13 protein-coding genes and 1 pseudogene are annotated in these 16,914 nt (G+C 67.5%); 9 read left to right on the forward strand and 5 right to left on the reverse strand.

Features of this window, described 5'->3' with window-relative positions; translation table 11 throughout:
* Positions 1-274 precede the first annotated feature (274 nt).
* The 5 genes from PV350_RS22715 to PV350_RS22735 all read left to right on the forward strand — a co-directional run bounded on the left by PV350_RS22715 (position 275) and on the right by PV350_RS22735 (position 4,161).
* A complete protein-coding gene (locus tag PV350_RS22715) occupies positions 275-955 on the forward strand; it encodes a transposase family protein (RefSeq protein WP_500335710.1) in 681 nt (226 codons plus the stop codon).
* Positions 956-1,557: 602 nt separating this feature from the next.
* Positions 1,558-1,863: a transposase gene (locus PV350_RS22720; protein ID WP_500335733.1), complete on the forward strand. Its 306-nt coding sequence runs from the start codon at positions 1,558-1,560 to the stop codon at positions 1,861-1,863.
* 144 nt (positions 1,864-2,007) lie between these two features.
* Complete coding sequence (locus PV350_RS22725) at positions 2,008-2,553, forward strand: ferredoxin (protein ID WP_500335712.1); 546 nt, start codon at positions 2,008-2,010, stop codon at positions 2,551-2,553.
* A gap of 104 nt (positions 2,554-2,657) precedes the next feature.
* Positions 2,658-3,311, forward strand: a complete 654-nt coding sequence (locus tag PV350_RS22730; RefSeq protein ID WP_500335735.1) for an IS4 family transposase — start codon at positions 2,658-2,660, stop codon at positions 3,309-3,311.
* Positions 3,312-3,702: 391 nt separating this feature from the next.
* On the forward strand, positions 3,703-4,161 hold the full coding sequence (locus PV350_RS22735) for a hypothetical protein (RefSeq protein ID WP_500335714.1): 459 nt from the start codon (positions 3,703-3,705) through the stop codon (positions 4,159-4,161).
* A 25-nt stretch (positions 4,162-4,186) separates the two neighbouring features.
* Here PV350_RS22735 and PV350_RS22740 read toward each other — a convergent pair whose 3' ends face one another.
* Positions 4,187-4,765 carry a DUF6300 family protein gene (locus PV350_RS22740; protein ID WP_500335716.1) on the reverse strand — a complete coding sequence of 193 codons (579 nt, stop codon included), beginning with the start codon at positions 4,763-4,765 and terminating at the stop codon, positions 4,187-4,189.
* 259 nt (positions 4,766-5,024) lie between these two features.
* Here PV350_RS22740 and PV350_RS22745 point away from each other — a divergent pair, with 259 nt between their 5' ends.
* The 4 genes from PV350_RS22745 (at position 5,025) to PV350_RS22760 (ending at position 12,613) form a co-directional block, all read left to right on the forward strand.
* On the forward strand, positions 5,025-5,300 hold the full coding sequence (locus PV350_RS22745) for a DUF6225 family protein (RefSeq protein WP_500335718.1): 276 nt from the start codon (positions 5,025-5,027) through the stop codon (positions 5,298-5,300).
* Positions 5,301-5,994: 694 nt separating this feature from the next.
* Positions 5,995-6,225 carry a hypothetical protein gene (locus PV350_RS22750; RefSeq protein ID WP_500335720.1) on the forward strand — a complete coding sequence of 77 codons (231 nt, stop codon included), beginning with the start codon at positions 5,995-5,997 and terminating at the stop codon, positions 6,223-6,225.
* Positions 6,226-6,704: 479 nt separating this feature from the next.
* Positions 6,705-11,912: an NACHT domain-containing protein gene (locus tag PV350_RS22755; protein ID WP_500335722.1), complete on the forward strand. Its 5,208-nt coding sequence runs from the start codon at positions 6,705-6,707 to the stop codon at positions 11,910-11,912.
* 92 nt (positions 11,913-12,004) lie between these two features.
* The gene (locus tag PV350_RS22760; protein ID WP_500335724.1) at positions 12,005-12,613 is read left to right on the forward strand and encodes a hypothetical protein; all 609 of its coding nucleotides are present in this window, start codon (positions 12,005-12,007) and stop codon (positions 12,611-12,613) included.
* Between the two features lie 66 nt (positions 12,614-12,679).
* Here PV350_RS22760 and PV350_RS22765 read toward each other — a convergent pair whose 3' ends face one another.
* From PV350_RS22765 to PV350_RS22780, 4 genes and pseudogenes are all read right to left on the reverse strand, one after another.
* On the reverse strand, positions 12,680-14,179 hold the full coding sequence (locus PV350_RS22765; RefSeq protein WP_500335725.1) for an ISKra4 family transposase: 1,500 nt from the start codon (positions 14,177-14,179) through the stop codon (positions 12,680-12,682).
* Positions 14,140-15,337: pseudogene (locus tag PV350_RS22770) on the reverse strand (IS110 family RNA-guided transposase). Before PV350_RS22770 ends, PV350_RS22765 begins: the two are co-directional and overlap by 40 nt.
* Positions 15,338-15,725: 388 nt before the next feature.
* Entirely contained in the window at positions 15,726-15,998 is a 273-nt protein-coding gene (locus PV350_RS22775) for a hypothetical protein (RefSeq protein ID WP_500335727.1), read from the reverse strand.
* Positions 15,999-16,003: 5 nt separating this feature from the next.
* Positions 16,004-16,267 (reverse strand): hypothetical protein, encoded by a 264-nt coding sequence (locus tag PV350_RS22780; RefSeq protein WP_500335728.1) that lies wholly within the window; start codon positions 16,265-16,267, stop codon positions 16,004-16,006.
* Positions 16,268-16,914: the final 647 nt, after the last annotated feature.

The raw sequence follows: 16,914 nt of genomic DNA on the forward strand, positions 1-16,914 counted from the left end.
CCCCGGGGCTACCAGACGGCGGGCATCGTCACGCACAGCACAGCCGGTTGCTTGCGTCGACCCTGCAGGCGCCCCGGACGGCTATGTACCAGAGTTGTGGGTTCTGGCACAGATCTTGGGGAGCTGTCGCGGAGCGTGACATCGTCGTTCGATTGCGAGGGTCTGGCTCGTGCGAGACGGCGTACGCCTTGTCGCCTGACGACTGAAAGTGACGCTCCCTCAGGTGCATTCCGTTCGCTGCTGTGTTCGGCGGTGGACCGTGATGGTGCTGGTCATGCAGACCGACACGCTCTGGGACTTGCTGGCGTTCGAGGGCATCGAGGAGGTGGAGGTTGAGGCGGTTACGGCCGCGTTCGGCACGGTCGAGGTGGTGGCGAGTGGTCGCGCGGTCGCGGTGGCATGTCCTGACTGTGGCCTCTTCTCGGACCGGGTCCACGATCGTTACCAGCGCAGGCTGAGGGACCTTCCGCTCGCTGATCAGGGCTTTTTGATCCGTCTGACGGTCAGGCGTTTCATCTGCAGGTCGGCGGACTGCCCGCGCCGGACGTTCGCCGAGCCGTTCGCCCGGCTGACTGTTCCCCACGCTCGGTTCACCACGCGGCTCAACCGCGCTCTGGAACGAGTGGGGCTCGCCCTGGCGGGGCGTGCCGGCGCTCGGCTGGCTGCCCAACTCGGCTTCGGTGCGGGGCGAATGACCTTGTTACGCAGGGTCATGGCACTGCCCGATCCGCGATTCAGTACTCCGCGGGTGCTGGGCGTGGACGACTTCGCGATCCGTCGCGGCCGGACCTACTCCACAGTCTTGACCAGCGTCGAAGACCATCGAGTGGTCGACGTGCTCCCGACCCGCGAGGGCGGACCGCTCGCCGCCTGGCTGATCCGCCACCCCGGCGTGGAGATCATCTGCCGGGACCGGGCGGGCGCCTACGCCGAGCGCCCGCCGCGGTGCCCCTGACGCCCTGCAGGTCGCTGACCGGTTCCATCTATGGCAGGGCCTCGGCCGTGCCGTGGAGACCTGCGTCGCCGCCCATCGCGACTGCCTGCGCAACCCGATGCCCAGGCGGCACGCTGCCGCAGGACACCCCACTGGCTTCCGATCGGCCGCAGAACGGCGCGGAGCCGGTCGGCCGGCGGGCCGCGCGGAAGAAGGCCGCACACGCCCTGGTCCACGAGATGCTCGCCCAGGGCCACTCCCGTCGGGCGATCGCCCGGCACCTGGGCTGGGGCCTGAACACCGCGCTCCGGTACGCGAACGCCGCACGCTGGCAGGACACCCATCCGAGAGAACCGGCCCCGGCCCAGCAGGCTGGACCCCTACAAGCCGTACCTGGAACGGCGCTTCACCGAGGGATGCACCAGCGTCACCCGCCTCCACGGTGAACTCCGCGCCGACAACGCGCCCGTCACCTACCAGATGGTTCGCGCTCACATCGCCACACTGCGCACGACTCCGGCCGGGGCGGCGCCCCGGCCGCCGACGGTGCGGCAGGTGACCGGCTGGCTCACCCGGCACCCCGCCGCCTGAGCGAGGAAGACCGCGCCAGCCTGAAGGAGGTCCTGGCCCGCTGCCCCGAGCTGGACACAGCCGCCGGACATGTCCGTGACCTCGGGGAGATACTCACCGACCGCCTCGGCTCCACACTCCCCACCTGGATCGACGCAGTCGATGCCAGCCAGCTACCCGGCCTCACCGGCTTCGCACTCCGCATGCTCCGCGACCTCGACGCCGTAACAGCCGGCCTCACCCTCGACTGGAGCTCCGGCAGCATCGAGGGCGCCGTCAACCGCATCAAGAAGATCAAGAGGCAGCTCTACGGCCGAGCCGGATTCGAACTGCTCCGCAAAATGATTTTGCTCCAGTAGTTCCTCGCACCAATGTGGCTCTGCTGCTGGTCTGCACCTTCGAGGTCAGAGGCTGGTCGTCCAGACCCGACAGGGTGCTCACTCGGTGCCAGCCACAGCTCAGGCTGCGGCTCTCAGCTCTTCGGGGAAAAGTACGCTGCCCTCATGACGCTCTACTTCGACGCAGCGGCGGTGCTGTTCCAGGTGTACCCGAGCTGTAACGGTCGCTGGGAGGACCGCCTGTGGCTCAACGTCCCGGGGCCGGTGTACGGCGCCGAGACGGACAACTGCGCGACAGGTCGACTCGAAGCCCCGCGTCACATCCATTACGGCGGTCAGTACTTCTCTGAGTACGTATACCGCCAGCCGCGCACACCGGACGAGGTGAGGGACGTACTCGGTGCCATCGAGGCGGACCCGATGGACGGCTATGCCTGGGACGGAGACCAGCGGTGGACACCGGAGCTGGTCCGGGAGTGGTGGCGGGACCGGGAGCGGATCCTGGAGTACCTGAGAGACCAGGTGCACGAGTGGGAGCGGTACGACCGGTGGATCCCGCGTCAACGAGCAGTGGAGGGAGCCCTGGACGTCGCGGCCTACATCGCTGGCGGCACCGACTCCGGAAGCATGGAGACGGACCTGCAGATCTACCTCTACTGGCTACAGGAACGCCGCTCTCCCACCCCGGCCGACCGACTGCCCGAGCTCTAGACCGATAGAGCCAATCGAACGCAAACATCACGCTCCGCGACTGTCCCCAAAATCTGTGCCAGAACCCGCTACTGCTCGATAAAGCCAACGGGACCACCTTCGACCTGCCCGATACTGAGGCCAATGACGCCTTCTATGGCCGTCCGGGGTCGTCGCGTGGTCAGCGGCGGGGTGCCTTTCCGCAGGCCAGGGTGGCCGCGCTCGTCGAGTGTGGCACTCATGCGGTCTTCGCTGCTGAGGTGGGGCCACTGGCGGAGCACGAGACCGTCCTGGCCCGGCGACTGTTTCCTCGTCTGACCGCGGGGATGCTGATGCTGGCCGACCGCGGCTTCGCCGGGGCCGACCTGTGGCGGGCGGCCACCGCCAGCGGCGCCGATCTGTTGTGGCGGGTGAAAAGCAGCGCGGTCCTGCCCATGGCCACGCCTCTTCCCGACGGCTCCTACCTCTCGGAGATCGTTGCCCCACGGGACAAGAACCGCCGCGCCGATCCGATCCCGGTCCGCGTCATCGAGTACACCCTCGGCCCCGGATCAGACGGCACGGTCTACCGGCTGACCACCACCCTCCTCGACCTCAAGGCCGCACCGGCCGGGGACCTGGCCGCGCTGTATGCCCAGCGGTGGGAGATCGAGACCACGCTGGACGAGATCAAGACCCACCAGGGCGGACCCCGCCTGATCCTGCGGTCCAGCATCCCGCCGGCGTGGAACAGGAAATCTACGCGTTCCTGCTCGTCCACCACGCCCTACGGGACCTGATGCACCACGCCGCACGAGACGAGGGATGCGATCCGGACCGGATCTCCTTCACCCGCACCCTGCGCGTCGTCCGCCGCCACCTCACCGGCCAGGCGGCGCTTTCCCCCCTGCCGACTCACCCGAGCCCTGCCGCAAGCCCTGCGTGAGATCCGCGAACGGCTCCTGCCACCCCGACGACTACGGTCCAACCCCCGCGTGATCAAACGCAAGATGGCCAACTGGAAACTCAAACGGACCGAACACCAACACCCGCCCCGCCCCGACACACCAACCATCACGATCACCAAGCCAACCAAAACCAGCCCGACCCGCCGGAAAGATCCTTAAATCACCGGTATTGCCGCTAGGGCACAGCGAACGCCCGAGGTGTCCGGGCTTCCCAAGTATTGCGATGTCCGCTATTTTTTGCGATGATCGCATTATGGATGTGATTGGTGACATCGCAGCGATCCGTCATCCCCTACCGAGGCCGCAGGACGTCACGCCGCCCGAGCTGTTCCCCGACGTGCTGGAGCAGGCTGAACGAGCACGCGCGCAGGAGGCGGTGAGCCTGGAGGCGGCCGGTGACGGCTTGGAGGCGGATCCGCTGCTGTTGGCGTTGAGCGGCGCCCGCGCGCGGCGGCGGGCCGCCGAAGCCGAGATTCGCCGGCTGCTGGCATACGGGCGGGCGTTCCACGGCAGCCGCCCCTACAAGCTGGAGGACCTGGCCGAGGCGTGCGGCATGACCCCTTCCGGGGTGCGTACCGCGTTCGGCGAGACCGAGATCGACTTCGTGACGGAGCAGGTCGGCCGCGCCCCCGATGCCCGCACGTCCCGCCGCCCCAAGGATGGTGCCACCGGCGGGCGATGAACGATCCGACCCCGCTGGATGGTGATCAGTCGCCGTGCTCGCATTCGCGGTTCTGCTCGGCGGACAGGCGGTCGAAGGTGTCTCGGATGCGCTGTTCGGCTTCGGGGGAGAGCGGGCCGGGAGGGGCTATGCGGGGCGGCGTGCGGCGTGGGTCGCCGGAGGTGGCGAGGAAGCCCGTGTCCGAGGCACTGGCCAAGGTGCCCGACAGGGTCCGGATGCGTTCTTGCAGGCGGCTGCGTTCGTCCGGGGTGGCGTGCTCGACCTGGGCGCGGAGCAGGTCGCGTTCCTTGCCGAGGCGGGTGACGTCGTCCTGTGTGGCGGGTGTGGCCAGGACCCAGCCGTGGACGGCCATGGCTTCTTCCTGCCAGGCGATCAGCAGACGGGCGCCTTCTGGGGCTCGTGCGGGGTCGTGTCCGCCGCCGGCGGCGAACCAGGCCAGCAGGGCGTCGGCAGCTTCCTTGCCGGTGTCGCAGGACCGGCACAGCTCGAGGTGGATCGGCTGCCCCTGGTTGTCCTGCTGCGGCATGGCCGCGCTGATGGTCAGCGGGCCGTGGCAGCGTGAGCAGGGTGGCAGGTTGCCGCTGGTCTCGATCCGGGTCTTCATGCGCGTTCCCCTGGAGGTTCAGGCTGCCATCCAAGGCCTGCCCTAGTCGGCGGGTCAACCGGTTCCGCCGGATTCGACCCGAACCGGAGATTGCGCGCCTGGGTGCGTCGTACCGGCTGGCGTCCACGGCTGGTCGCGGCCACAACGCCGTGGCGGCCGTGGGCAGGGCCATCAGTGCGACTGACGGGCCGTGTCCGTCGTGATGGCGACCGCCTGCCGGGAGACTGCTTGCACCTTGAGAGAGCAGGACGGGAGTGGCATGACCGAGATTGCCCAGACCTACACCCACAGCGTTCAGGCATGGACTGTGGGCCGGCTGCGTGAGGAACTGGCGGCGTACCCCGACGACATGCCGTTGCACATCGCGGTTCCCGACGATCCCGAGCCGCATCCGGAGCAGACCGTCGACGACCGCTACGTCGTCACGGGAGTGGTGACTGGCACCCGGGAAGTGGACTCCGCAGGCGACCTGGTGGACGACTACCTCGTCGTCGACGCGGACTTCCCCAGCGGCGAGTACGAACAACACCCATAACCGTCCGGAGTAGCCGCGGGCCACGGCTTCCCGTGCTCACCGCCCGCGTGCGGGTGGCGGGTCGGGTGGTGCAGGATGGGCGGTCTGCTGGGCGGCCCGGCGTTCGCGCCCGGGCCGCGCGACGGCCGGAGCGGCGGTGCGTTGGGCGATGCCGTGCCGGAGCCGGTCAGCGGTGGCGCGGTTGTGGCCCTCGCGCCACGCGAACGGGGTCGGGGAGCGCTCAGGGGCATGGGGTGCCTGGCCGAGGCTATGTCGCCTCCGCGGGGCGTGCCGAACTCGAGGCGGTTCCGTCCAGCCTGCCAGGCAGCTGCAGTGACCAGCAGAACCGGTCGGCGTCCTTGGGCCAGCTTGTTGGGGCCGGTCGGCTCGATCGCGGCGAAGTCCACCAGGCCCTCACCGATGCCGCCCAAGCGGCAGGGATCGCCCCGGACGAATGCGCAGCGCAAACGAGATCGCGTGCGGGATCGAGCTGAGCGGGCCGCAGCGGTTGCGCGCTGGCCGGAGACGTTGAACGGTGGCGCGCGCTGCTTCTACTCAAGCCCATCGTCTGGCGGCGAGTTCGGGTGGCGCGCCGGGCGGTGGGACGGCCACTCCAACGGATGCGGGCCCGGGGCGCGGTCCGGTGGGTGGCACGCTCCGGTAGAAGAACATGCCCTGTTGCGCATCGGGGCTGGGTGTGCGGCACGCTGGAGGGGTGGACGACGCACGGTTCGTGGTGCATGGCCCGTCGCCTGGAGGCGGCCGGCTCGTGACGATGCACCGCGCCGACCACGCGGAGGGCGACTACGTGGGGACGGCGTTCTGCGAGCACGATCTGCTGCTGATCCTGCGGTCGGTGGGGCTGCCGGATCCGGACCTGGTGGTGGACGACCCGCGCTGGGTCGCATGGCACGGGGCGGCTGCGCACCAGTGGGGCAGCAGTTGAGCATCTGCGGGCAGGCAGGCGGTTGTTCCCGTGACGGGGGTCGGCGGGCGTCCGTAGTCTGGGTGTCGTCTGCCTGGTCGGCGGTGGCTGGATGCCGCATTGACGGCGCTGGCCGGGCGGGCGGCTCCGCTCCTGACCCGTGCGCGGTCCCATGCCGTTGACGCAAGCGCCCTGCATCGTGTGGACGCGGCCCCTGGAGTCGAGTAGTCGTGGGGTGGGGGGAACTGTACTGCGGACGCAGCGGACCGCTACCGACGGCCGCCTACATGCCGAGTCACGCCGTCGGTGAGCCCGGCGGTCCCTGTCGGGCCCACCGCGGCATGGGTACGCAGAGCGACAGGAGAAGGAGGAGAGCCCCCGTCGGTTCTCGGTACGGATGCGCGTGGACGGGCTGAGGGTGATTGCGGCTGGACCTGGAACGGATGTAGGACACTGGTCATCGTCTGGCAGCCGCAGCCGAGGCGGGGAGCAGAGAAGTAATGGCGATGATGGCGTTCATGGACGAGGCGGGTGGGCGAGACCGCGCCGAAGCGCTTCTGTGGTCTGCCCCCACAGGCGCGGTGCCGGCGCCGCCGATCGACACCAGGGCGCAGGTGCTGCCCATCGGCGAACTGGAATGGCCCGACGCTGAGCGCTTGTTCCTCAGGCTGCTGCACACCGTCCGGCCGGTCCAGTACGCCAAGCTCTTCGGAGTGCCAGGCCAAGCCCAGGCCGGGATCGACGCCTACGCGCGACTTCCACTCGATCTGACGCCTAGCGAATCTGGCGGCCGGGACTACATCACCTTGCAATCTCGGCGGGTCAAATCGCTAACTGCGGCAAAGATCAAGAAGGCCGTCGACGACCTACTGAAGGGCGAGTGGGCCGCCAAGGCGACAGCGTTCCACTTCGCCACCTCGTTCGATTTGCAGGACACCAAGCTGGACGCTGCGGTCCGTCAGCAGACCGAACGGCTGGCCGAACTCAAGATCACCTTTGTTCCGTGGGGTGTGCAGGAGGTCTCCCGCCTGCTGAAAGATCAGCCTCGCATCGTCGATGACTTCTTCGGCCGTTCGTGGGTTGAGCGCTTTTGCGGCCCGGACGCAGCCCAGACCATTGCGAACAACCTGCCCCACCAGGACAGTAGGGAACTACGCGCAGGGCTGCGCGACCTCTACCAATCCGTCTTCTCCGCCCAAGGTGGAGTCCACCCGGTCGAGAACACAGAACCCGAGGGTGCATTCGTCATCCTGGACGTCGATCCCAACCGGCAACGGGCCGACACCATCGGCACTGAGCAGCCCGAGCCGACTGTTGAAGAACTCCGCCCTGCACAAGATTCGGGCGACGGCCACACCTACCTCGCCTCGCGGCTGGGCGCTCGCCGACAGTCATTCAGGTCCGCCCGCCACCTACTCAAGCGCACAAGCCAAGCAGCGCCGGCCACCGCTGGCACCATTGCCGCCGACGAGTGGCTGGCCAGCGGTAAGTACCGGGTGCTCATCGGCCGTCCGGGAGCGGGAAAGTCCAGCCTCCTGCGGTTCATGGCAACGGACCTGCTCTCGTCCCAACCACAGTCGATCACGCTGCAGCGGGAACACGCCACCGACCTGCCGATCTGGCTGCCGTTCGGGTTCCTGTGTCGCCACCTCGAAGCGTCGACGGACAACTCGCTCGTCTCAGCCGCCGAAGCCTGGCTGAAGTCGCAGAGCGCCACCCATCTCTGGCCGCTGGTCCAGCGTGCGCTGCGGGACGACCGCTTGCTGCTGCTCGTCGACGGTATCGACGAGTGGAGCGACGTCGGCGCAGCCGAACGCGCCCTCGGGATCCTGGAGGCGTTCCTGGGTCGCACGAAGCAGGCGTCGGCGATCCTCTCCACACGGCCCTACGCGGTCGACCGGCTCAACTGGAGGCGCCCGTGGGCGCAAGCTGAGATCACGCCGCTGACCAACCAACAGCGCCAGACGATCGCCGCCGGCGTCCTTCGGCCAGTCACGAGGCCGGAAGCCGCATCGCCCTTCCCCGGGCACGTCGGCGTCGAGCCGTTCCTCGACCAACTCGAGGCCAGCCCGGAACTTGCCGAGCTCTCCAGGTCCCCGCTGTTCCTGACGCTGTTGGCCACGACATGGCAAGGCGAGCCCCTGCCCCGTCAACGGTTCAAGATCTATGCTCGGCTCGTTGAGCTGCTCGTGGAGAAGCATCCCCAGATGCGGCAGCGCGCCTCACACGCGCGCGGGGCACTGCTGGCAGCTACCGAGGTGACGACCCTGTTCGCCGCCGTGGCCTACCGCCTCCGTGTCAAAGACCCCACCGGTACCGTCACCAAACCGGAGATGCGCACGCTCATCGTGGAGTCGATGACCGACGACGAAGTCCTCGGCTATCAGCAAGGCGACGCCCGGAAAATCGCCGACGCAGTCCTCGCCATGGCAGAAGACGAGTTCGGGCTGACCGTGTCGCACGGAGCCGGGTCCTTCGGCTTCCTGCATCGCGTGGTGCTCGACCACCTCGCCGGCCAGTATCTCGCTACGCTGCCATCCGAAGCACAGATCGTGGCCGTGCAGCGGTTCGTGCACGATCCGGCCTGGCGCGATGTGCTGCTGGCACTGCTGACCGCGCAGGTCAGCTCGCATGCAACCGAGCCGCTACTTACCGCGGCCCTCCGCACGGGCGACCACCGATGGGCAGACATAGACGGATACGAGCTGCTCGCCGAGGCGCTTGCCGCCGGTGTCAAGCTCACCCCAAAATCACAGACCAGCTACATCAATCGGCTCGTCGAACGGGTGGAGACCCATCCGTCGCTGCGCCATCGGGCGAACCTCATTGCCGCGCTCACTGGCGCACTCGCGAGCCACGCCACGCGCACCCATCTGCTGCCGATTATGAAACGGTGGCTCACAGCGCCGCGTCCCGATCCTTCGCCGACCATGTGGGCGCTGCGCGATCTCGACATGGCTGAGGACATCGCGGCGGAGTACCTGCTCTGGGGCATGCGGCACCCGGAAGACAACGTGAAGGTCAACGCAGCGCTGGCCCTCGCACACCGGTTCGGTGGCCAGTCGCTTCTGCTGGGCCGACTGGTGGCGCTCACCCAGACGGGGCCGTCCTCTGCGACCCAGGCCGCTGCCATCCTCGCCCTCGGCAACGGCTGGGCTGACGCACCCGAAACCACACGCTTGGTCGACTGGGCACGACGTCAGCCGTCCATGCCACTCCGGCTGGTTGGCCTGCATCTCGTGCAGCGGAGCAGTGCGTCAGGTGATGCCGCACTTTACCGGCCAGAGGAACGTGCCTGGCTGCTGTCCTTGCTTCGCCGAGAAGACCACTTCTCCGGGCCATGGCCCGCAGCGGACCTCGTCAACATCGCCGCCAACGGGGATACACGGGTAGCCGAGTTCACGTTGGAGACCTTGACGACAAACGGACGCAACGGCGGCGACCGTCGTCTTGCGTGGACCTTGGCCTGCAACGCCTTCGCCGACGACAGCCGCTTCAAAGAATGGGTGGCCGCCGAGCTTGCAGACCCCAAGGAACGCGGCCTGATCTTGTACAACGTCGGCATGATTCCCCAGCAGTGGCGTGACGATCCGGCCTTTGCTCAGGTTCTCCAGCCCTACCTTGACGCCGAACTGCGGGGGGTGATGCCCTATACCGTAGCGGGCCTCACCGCCGCGCTGCCGCCTGCCGATGCTCGAACGGTGCTGTTGCGCGGTCTGGATGCCTCCCGGCCATACGCCGCGGCCCGCACGCTGGTCGCGCGGTACGCAGACGATGAGCAGGTCCGGACCGTTCTTGTCGACCGGCTTCATGGCGACTTCGCCCAAGCTGCGCGGATGGCCGGCGTAGCCATCGACGTGCTGGGTCCGCGGGAGGGCTTCGCAGTCCTGGTGGCCCTGCTGCGCCAGCCCGACACACATGGACGGACCGAGGAGCGCGTTGTCGTTGCCCAGGCCGTAGCTGAGGCTTGGAAGCGGTTCGAGAACGCCGTCCGGGAACCAAACGTGGAAGCCGAAGCCGCGCGGGAGGTGCTTGCCAGCTACGACCCAACCGAGCTGGCGGCACTGTGCACGTCGGTGGACCCCCACCATTTGATGTGGCACGTTCCCGCGGTCGTCAACGCTTGGCCTGGGCAGCCAGCTGTCCAGGAGTTCGCCGAAAAACTCATCCACGACCCAAGACCCATCACGTCAGGAATTCCGGACACCATTCCGGCCGCTATCCTCAGGGCGTACTGCGGCAGGACTGACGAGCCCTCTGTGCGAATCCTCAACAAAACCTTCAATCTGCTCAAGCACATCGAACCAGAGCTGCGCGAAGTCCTGGCATTCGAACTCGCACGCAGCTCGCTCACTGCGGCCGACCTCATCGACGTCATGGCGGAATGGAAGAACGAACCGGACACCGAGATCCGCCGCACCGCCTTCCTCGGGCTCATCCAAGCGATCCTGCGTCATCAGCAGGCCCACAACGACCTAGCGGGACCCGACACGCTTACGCCCGAGATGGAATGGCTACGCGGTGAGATCAAGGACGAGCTGTGCGCCTACGGCCCTGAACTCGAAGAGCGCCGACAACTGGCCTGGATCGGCATGCTCATGCTCGGAGACCTCACACTGATCGACGGTATCGAGGAAACCATCGGCCACTCAGGTGCGCCCGGCGTCAAACTCGATGTCCTCTACGACGGTGATGTGGATCAGATCCTCGTCGACCTCGTCGCCGAGAACTGGGACCAGTTGTGCGCTCACTTCGGCGACGAAATCTTCGAGCGGCTTAACGGGAAGTCCGACAGTCAACGTCGAACGGTCAGCGACCAGCGGCGCCACGTCATGTCAGCGCTCGCAACAATCGCCTCCCGATACCCCGCCATCGCCGAGATGCTCCGCCACGAGGCCGATCGTGATGCCACACTCCGGCAAGATCGCGGCTTCCTCTTGTGGGCCAAAGAAGAGAATAGGGGTGATGAAGGGGCTCTTCGTGCGCTTGTGGCAAAACTCGACCCAACGGCGCACGATCGGCAGGACCATATCCTCGAATCGGTACTGGACCGAGACAGCTGGAATGTGTCCGACGATGTGTTCAAGGCCATCCTCACCGAGGACGCCATCGACACCCGGTCAGGCCTCATTGATGTGAACGAAAAGCTAGGCGCCTACGCGCAACTATTTCCAGCGGACACCTTGTCCATCGCCGCCCTCCGAGACCTCGAAGCGTGGTTCGAAAACGACCCCGCAAGGCGCGGCCACCGCGACTGGGGCAGCATCTTGGCCATTGCGTTTGGTGCAGCCGAACCGCAAGATCTGCCAGCCCTTGCGACCCGCGCTCACGCCCGATTCCGTATGGGCACCTTGGACCTTTATCTGCCCATGCTCACCAAGCCGCTGATCAGGCGGCTCCGCGTGGACATGGACGCTATAGAGGCGTTCGAGGGCGCCCTAAGCGATCCAATGGGTATTCGTGAGAACAGCCCCGTACTGGCGGCCTCCTGGGATCCGATTGTCGACGCATACCAGGAAGTACAACCGTTGCAACGCATGTACCTCTTCGCCATGGCGCTGCGCCAGGCCGGTGCCCTGCCGCAAGCGGACGCGGCAGCGGCAACCCGCGTGCTTGAATCCGCATCACCGGACACCGTCGTACACAATCCCTTCACTGGCCACGAGGGTCCACTCTGCCTCGCCGTACTCGACCTCGCTGCGCACTGATACCGCGATGGGTGCGGATCCTTTGGAGGGATGACCGGCAGCTCAACAGCGACGGAGACAGCGTTGGATCCGTTCGGCGTTCAAATACTTGGATGCCTGGGCAGGTGAAGGGCCACGACAATGGTGAGATGCGGTCGCCGGAACTCACTGAGGATGAATATGAGAGATCTGTCGAGAGCCTGCGCGGTGCACGCCTTGTAGAAGTGACCTACTACCCGCTGAGCTGCGGTGATGATGACGCCGATATCGAGGAGTGGGACTTCGGCGTGTGGCACCAGCCCACGATGGGTGTCGGACTGCTTGCCGAGGACGGCACGCAGTACTCGGCGGTGTGGGGCCATAGTTTCGACCACTATGGCCTGGAGGTCTTCCGAGGGCCCATGTCCGACCACCTGAACATGATCGGACAGCCCGGAGGGACAGCGGCCGTGGTGGTAACCGACCACCCCCGTTGGTCAGGGCTCATCGGGGTTCCGCTGGTGGGCGCCGACATCCTCTGGTCCGAGGGCGACTCCGGAGTCCGACTGCCGGTTGCGGTCGAGCTTCGTGCACCTGCTGCCACGGCGTGGCTTGTCGCGGGTCGTCCGGCGCAGTGGCCGCCAGATGGGCGTTTCTGGCTCGGCACCGATGACGTGATGACCGTTTTCACGCATGAGACCGCTGTCGCTGTCGGTCTGTCTCCGGAAAGCGCAGAAGGCTGACGGCGACCGGCAACACGACAGGGCGAAGGCGCCCTGCCGCGACACCAGCAGTGCCCGATCTCGCGATCAGGAGGTGAGGGAGTACTCCTGCCGGTTGGGTACGGGGTAGAGGCGTTGGTGCTCGCGGGTGGTGTGGAAGCGCCAGTAGTCCTCGAGGTCGCCGTTGGCGACCAGGGTGCGGAGCCGGAGGACGGCTTCGGCTCCGGGCAGGCCCCAGCGGGCGCCGGTGATGTCGAGGCGGTCGGCGATCAGATGTCGGCAGGCTCCTTCGACCGCACCTGTGGCAATGGGCCAGCCGTTGGCCAGCGCCGTGTCGTAGTGGAGCTGGTCGAGGTGGCCGGTCAGATAGCGGTGGCAGGCGGCTACCGACTCGCGTCGGACGACAGGTAGCCGTTCCTGGTCGGCCTGGGCGGTCATCTCGTCGGCGGCGCGAGCGGCCTGGCCTGCGAGGATCGTAGTCAGGTGGTCGGCAACCCAGGCTTCGGCGTCGGGGGTGCCGGGTTTGTGGAAGGCGTGGGCGGCGGCCCAGATGTACTCGGCAACGTGAACGAAGTCCAGCAGGACGTGCACCGTGCCACCGCGCCGGTCGGCCTCGGCGGCGATCAGGTCGAGCTGATGGCGGGCTCCGTCGACCAGAACAACCCAGGGCCGCAGGTGCTGTGGGTCGCGGGCCTGAGCTTGGTCGAAGGCGTCGGCGATGACCTGCTCGGGCGGGCGGACCAGGGAGGCGGTGCACCACTTGTTCTCCGCCTTCGGCCCTCTGCGAGTGGGGCGTTCGCCGCTGCGGCCGCCGGGCGGATGGATCACATCGTGCGGCCGCCTGGGCGCCGGTCGGATGTCGAAGACGCAGGCCACGGTCGCCATCCGCTTGCGGTTCGGCTTCTCGCCCGGCGCGAGTCGGCCGCGATGACCGCCGGCTGCTTTCGCTGCGGCCCGGCGGGTGGCCTCCCGCAGGTCCTCCGGGCGCATCACCACGCCCTTGCCGTCCACTTGGACCACCAGCGGCATCTCATGGCTGCATGGCACCGGGACCCGGGCCTGGTAAAAGGCGTGAATGTCGGCCGCGGCCGCGGCCACGAGTTCTTCGAGTCGGCGTTTGCCCAGCACGTTCCCGCAGCGGCCGGTCACCGCCCGGTGGGCCTGGTCGAACGAGCCGCGGACGGCTTCGGTGACCGCGAGCCGCCGTAAGCCCATCGAGTGCCGGCCCTCTGGCAGCGACAGCGCGACATCGGCGGGATGGATGTTGCTGGCGCCGGGACCCCGGTGGGCGACCCGGGTGACCCGGACCAGTCCGAAGACACTGGCCAGCCAGCGGGAGTGCCCGGTCTCCCGCCAGGGCCGCACCCGCCCCTCCGGCCCGATCACGACCGGCCTGGCACCGGAACAGACCTGCTCTTCCTCACGCCGGGCGCGCAGGTCCAGGTGGTCCTGCAGCAGCAGGCGGAGCAGTTCCCGCCCAGCGGCTTCGAGGTGTTCTTCCAGTTCAGCGTGAGTCCACCGGCTCGCATCGCTTCCTAATGCTGTTGTCAAGCGGCCGTAGTCACTGGAGGTGTGACTTGGTAGCACCGTCGGTCACGGATCAGAGCCCACAGGACGTTGACGCGTCGGCGGGCCAGTGCGAGCACGGCCTGAACGTGTTTCTTCCCCTCGGTGCGTTTGCGGTCATAGAACTTCCGCGAGTTCGGGTCGCATCGGACGCTGACCAGCGCGGAGGTGTAGAAGACGCGCTGGAGCCGTCGGTGATAGGCGACCGGTCGGTGGAAGGTTGCCGCTGACCTTGCCGGAGTCGCGGGGTGCCGGTGCGACGCCGGCGAAGGCCGCCAGGGCGTCTGGGGAGTCGAACTCGTCCAGGTCGCCACCGACGGCGGCGATGAACTCCGCACCGAGCACGGTGCCGATGCCTGGGACGCTCAGGACGATCTCGGCGAGTTCGTGCTCGCGAAACCGGCCCTCGATGAGCTTGTCCATCTCGGAAACCTGCTCGTTGAGGGCCATCACCTCCTCGGCCAGGGTATGGACCAGCTTCGCGATGGTCTTCTCCCCGGGGACGGCGGTGTGCTGCCGCTCGGCCGCCTCGACCGCGGCCTCGGCCAGAGCTCTTGCGTTGCGGACCTTGCGGTTGACCAGCCACTTCGTCAGCCGTGTGACACCGGCCCGGCGGATCGCCGCCGGGGTCTGATATCCCGTCAGCAGCCTGAGCGGGCCGGTGTTGGTGACCTCCAGAGCCCGCTCCAGGGCCGGGAACATGCCCAGCAAGGTGCCGCGCAAGCGGTTCACCGAGCGGGTGCGATCCTCGACCAGGTCGGCACAGCGTCCGGTCAGCAGCTTCAGCTCGATGGCGGCCTCGTCGCCGGGACGGATGGGCCGCAGGTCGCGGCGCATCCTGGCCTGGTCGGCGATCACGTAGGCGTCGCGGGCGTCGGTCTTCCCCTCGCCCCGGTAGCCGTCGGAGGCGCGATTCACCAGCCGACCGGGCATGTAGAGGACTTCCTGGCCATGGTTGATCAGCAGGGCCAGCAGCAACGCGGGTTCTCCGCCGGTCATGTCGATGGCCCAGGTGACCTCGCGGCCGTCGGCCATGTCCAGGACATCACCGATCAGCTTCAGCAGCTCGGGCTCGTCGTTGGCGACCCGCCGCGACAGCAGCGTCTTGCCGTTCACGTCCAAGGCAAGGCCGTGGTGGTGCCCCTTGCCGCTGTCGATCCCCGCCCATATCCGGCTCATCGTGCTCCTGAGGTGCGTGTTCGTTCTGTTCGTACCACGGACGACCTCGCCGGCATTGCTCTACTCAGCGACTTGTTCGCACTTCCTAATCGGCGGCCGAGTCGTCGTGGGGTGCCGGGCGGCGAAGCGAGGCAAGCCACGAGACGGCAGCCGCCTGATAGCCACACCCAGCACCCCTGGGCGACCCAACCCTACGAATGGCTCGATCAACCCGTTCAAGAAGGTAGAGCCGCCTGACAGGGTGCTTGTCAGCGTCTCGAAGGCGCTGATCGAGCGGGCAAAGGGGTCAGCGGTGGCATGAGTGTCGTACGGTTTCATCTCCAGGGCTCTTCTCGTTCTGCATCCGATATGGGTCGCACCTTCGAATGTGGGCGGAAGAGCCCTGTTTTCAGCGGGAGTCGGGCGAAACGCTGGCCCGGCGGCGGGCCGGCGTGAACAAACCGGGTGCGTCCTCGTCCAGCCAGCCCCGCTCGACCAGCCGCTTCAGTTTCGACCGGGTGCCCTCGATCTTCCCGGTCTCGGCCGGAAGACCGATCCTCGGCACGATCTGCTTGGCGCGGACCGGCCCCGGCGCGTCCGCCACCACCTCCAGAATGTCCCGGTACACCGACGGCAGCACCTCTGGTCCCATCCCCGGCTGCCAGTTCGGCACGGTCAGCACCCCGATCACCTGCCGGAGGCCCCGGCATAGGCAGAGACCGCCGCGTCACCGGCAGGCGGCTGGCCCGTGGCCGACGGCACATCTGGGGCTTCGGACGTCATCTCCGCAAGCACCTCGGTGACCGTCTCGCGCGTGATCCGCAGCCGTTCCAGATCCTCCCGGGACTTCTCCAACCGGGCCGACAACGCCGCAAGTTCAGCCTCCAATGCCTCCACCCGTATCCGGGCGGCCGCCTCGCGAGCCTCCAACTCCTCGAATAGCGAACCCATCGGCAGCCCTCCTTCACCACCACGGTAGAGACGAGCAAGTCCCCAGCACAGCCCCGAGTAGCGTTATCCCAGGTCAACCCTTCACCCCAGAAGAACTGCACCCTACCGCGATCGGCCCCCATGCCAAATAAGGGGCCGATCAGCGGGCCGAGCGCGGCAACTCATCGGCCGCATCGCCAGCGCCCCTATCTTCGTTGAGTACCACTACGGCCTGGAAGCGGCCCGAATGCACCGACATCAAGATTGCTCCACCCCGACAGGTCGGCGAAGGCATGCACTCCGTCGTTTCCAGACCGTCAAACCCGGGCGTACCCAGCCCGGTCAGGGGGATTGATCGCCTGGCGTCAGCGGGCCGTGCACGGCGGCGTACAGGGGGCGGGCCGGGCTTCCCCATGGGGTCCAGCCCGGTCCTTCACTCTTGTGGGTGACGCGACGGCCGCCTGCTGGGTGCCCGGGTGCCGTGCATGGACCGTGCCACGCTGCGGGGCGCCGCTGGGTGACCGGCCGCTGTGCCCGGCCTGCACGGTGGGGGCGCGCGGTGTAGCGGTCGTCTGATATGCGTTGCCTTTGTGGGCGTCTGGGTGGTGGTGTTTCCCTGGTGGCGTAGCGGTACCGCCCCAAACCCCACCCCCCCCACCTCACCAAAA

Source organism: Streptomyces sp. PA03-6a (assembly GCF_033792765.1).
GTDB lineage: Bacteria > Actinomycetota > Actinomycetes > Streptomycetales > Streptomycetaceae > Actinacidiphila.

What these genes read in the sequence shown, in the direction of transcription:
- PV350_RS22725 (WP_500335712.1), top strand. Translation starts at nt 2,008, where the DNA reads ATGACGCTCTACTTCGACGCAGCGGCGGTGCTGTTCCAGGTGTACCCG.
- PV350_RS22740 (WP_500335716.1), bottom strand. Translation starts at nt 4,765, where the DNA reads ATGAAGACCCGGATCGAGACCAGCGGCAACCTGCCACCCTGCTCACGC.
- PV350_RS22715 (WP_500335710.1), top strand. Translation starts at nt 275, where the DNA reads ATGCAGACCGACACGCTCTGGGACTTGCTGGCGTTCGAGGGCATCGAG.
- PV350_RS22780 (WP_500335728.1), bottom strand. Translation starts at nt 16,267, where the DNA reads ATGGGTTCGCTATTCGAGGAGTTGGAGGCTCGCGAGGCGGCCGCCCGG.
- PV350_RS22755 (WP_500335722.1), top strand. Translation starts at nt 6,705, where the DNA reads ATGGCGATGATGGCGTTCATGGACGAGGCGGGTGGGCGAGACCGCGCC.
- PV350_RS22745 (WP_500335718.1), top strand. Translation starts at nt 5,025, where the DNA reads ATGACCGAGATTGCCCAGACCTACACCCACAGCGTTCAGGCATGGACT.
- PV350_RS22760 (WP_500335724.1), top strand. Translation starts at nt 12,005, where the DNA reads ATGCCTGGGCAGGTGAAGGGCCACGACAATGGTGAGATGCGGTCGCCG.
- PV350_RS22735 (WP_500335714.1), top strand. Translation starts at nt 3,703, where the DNA reads ATGTCCGCTATTTTTTGCGATGATCGCATTATGGATGTGATTGGTGAC.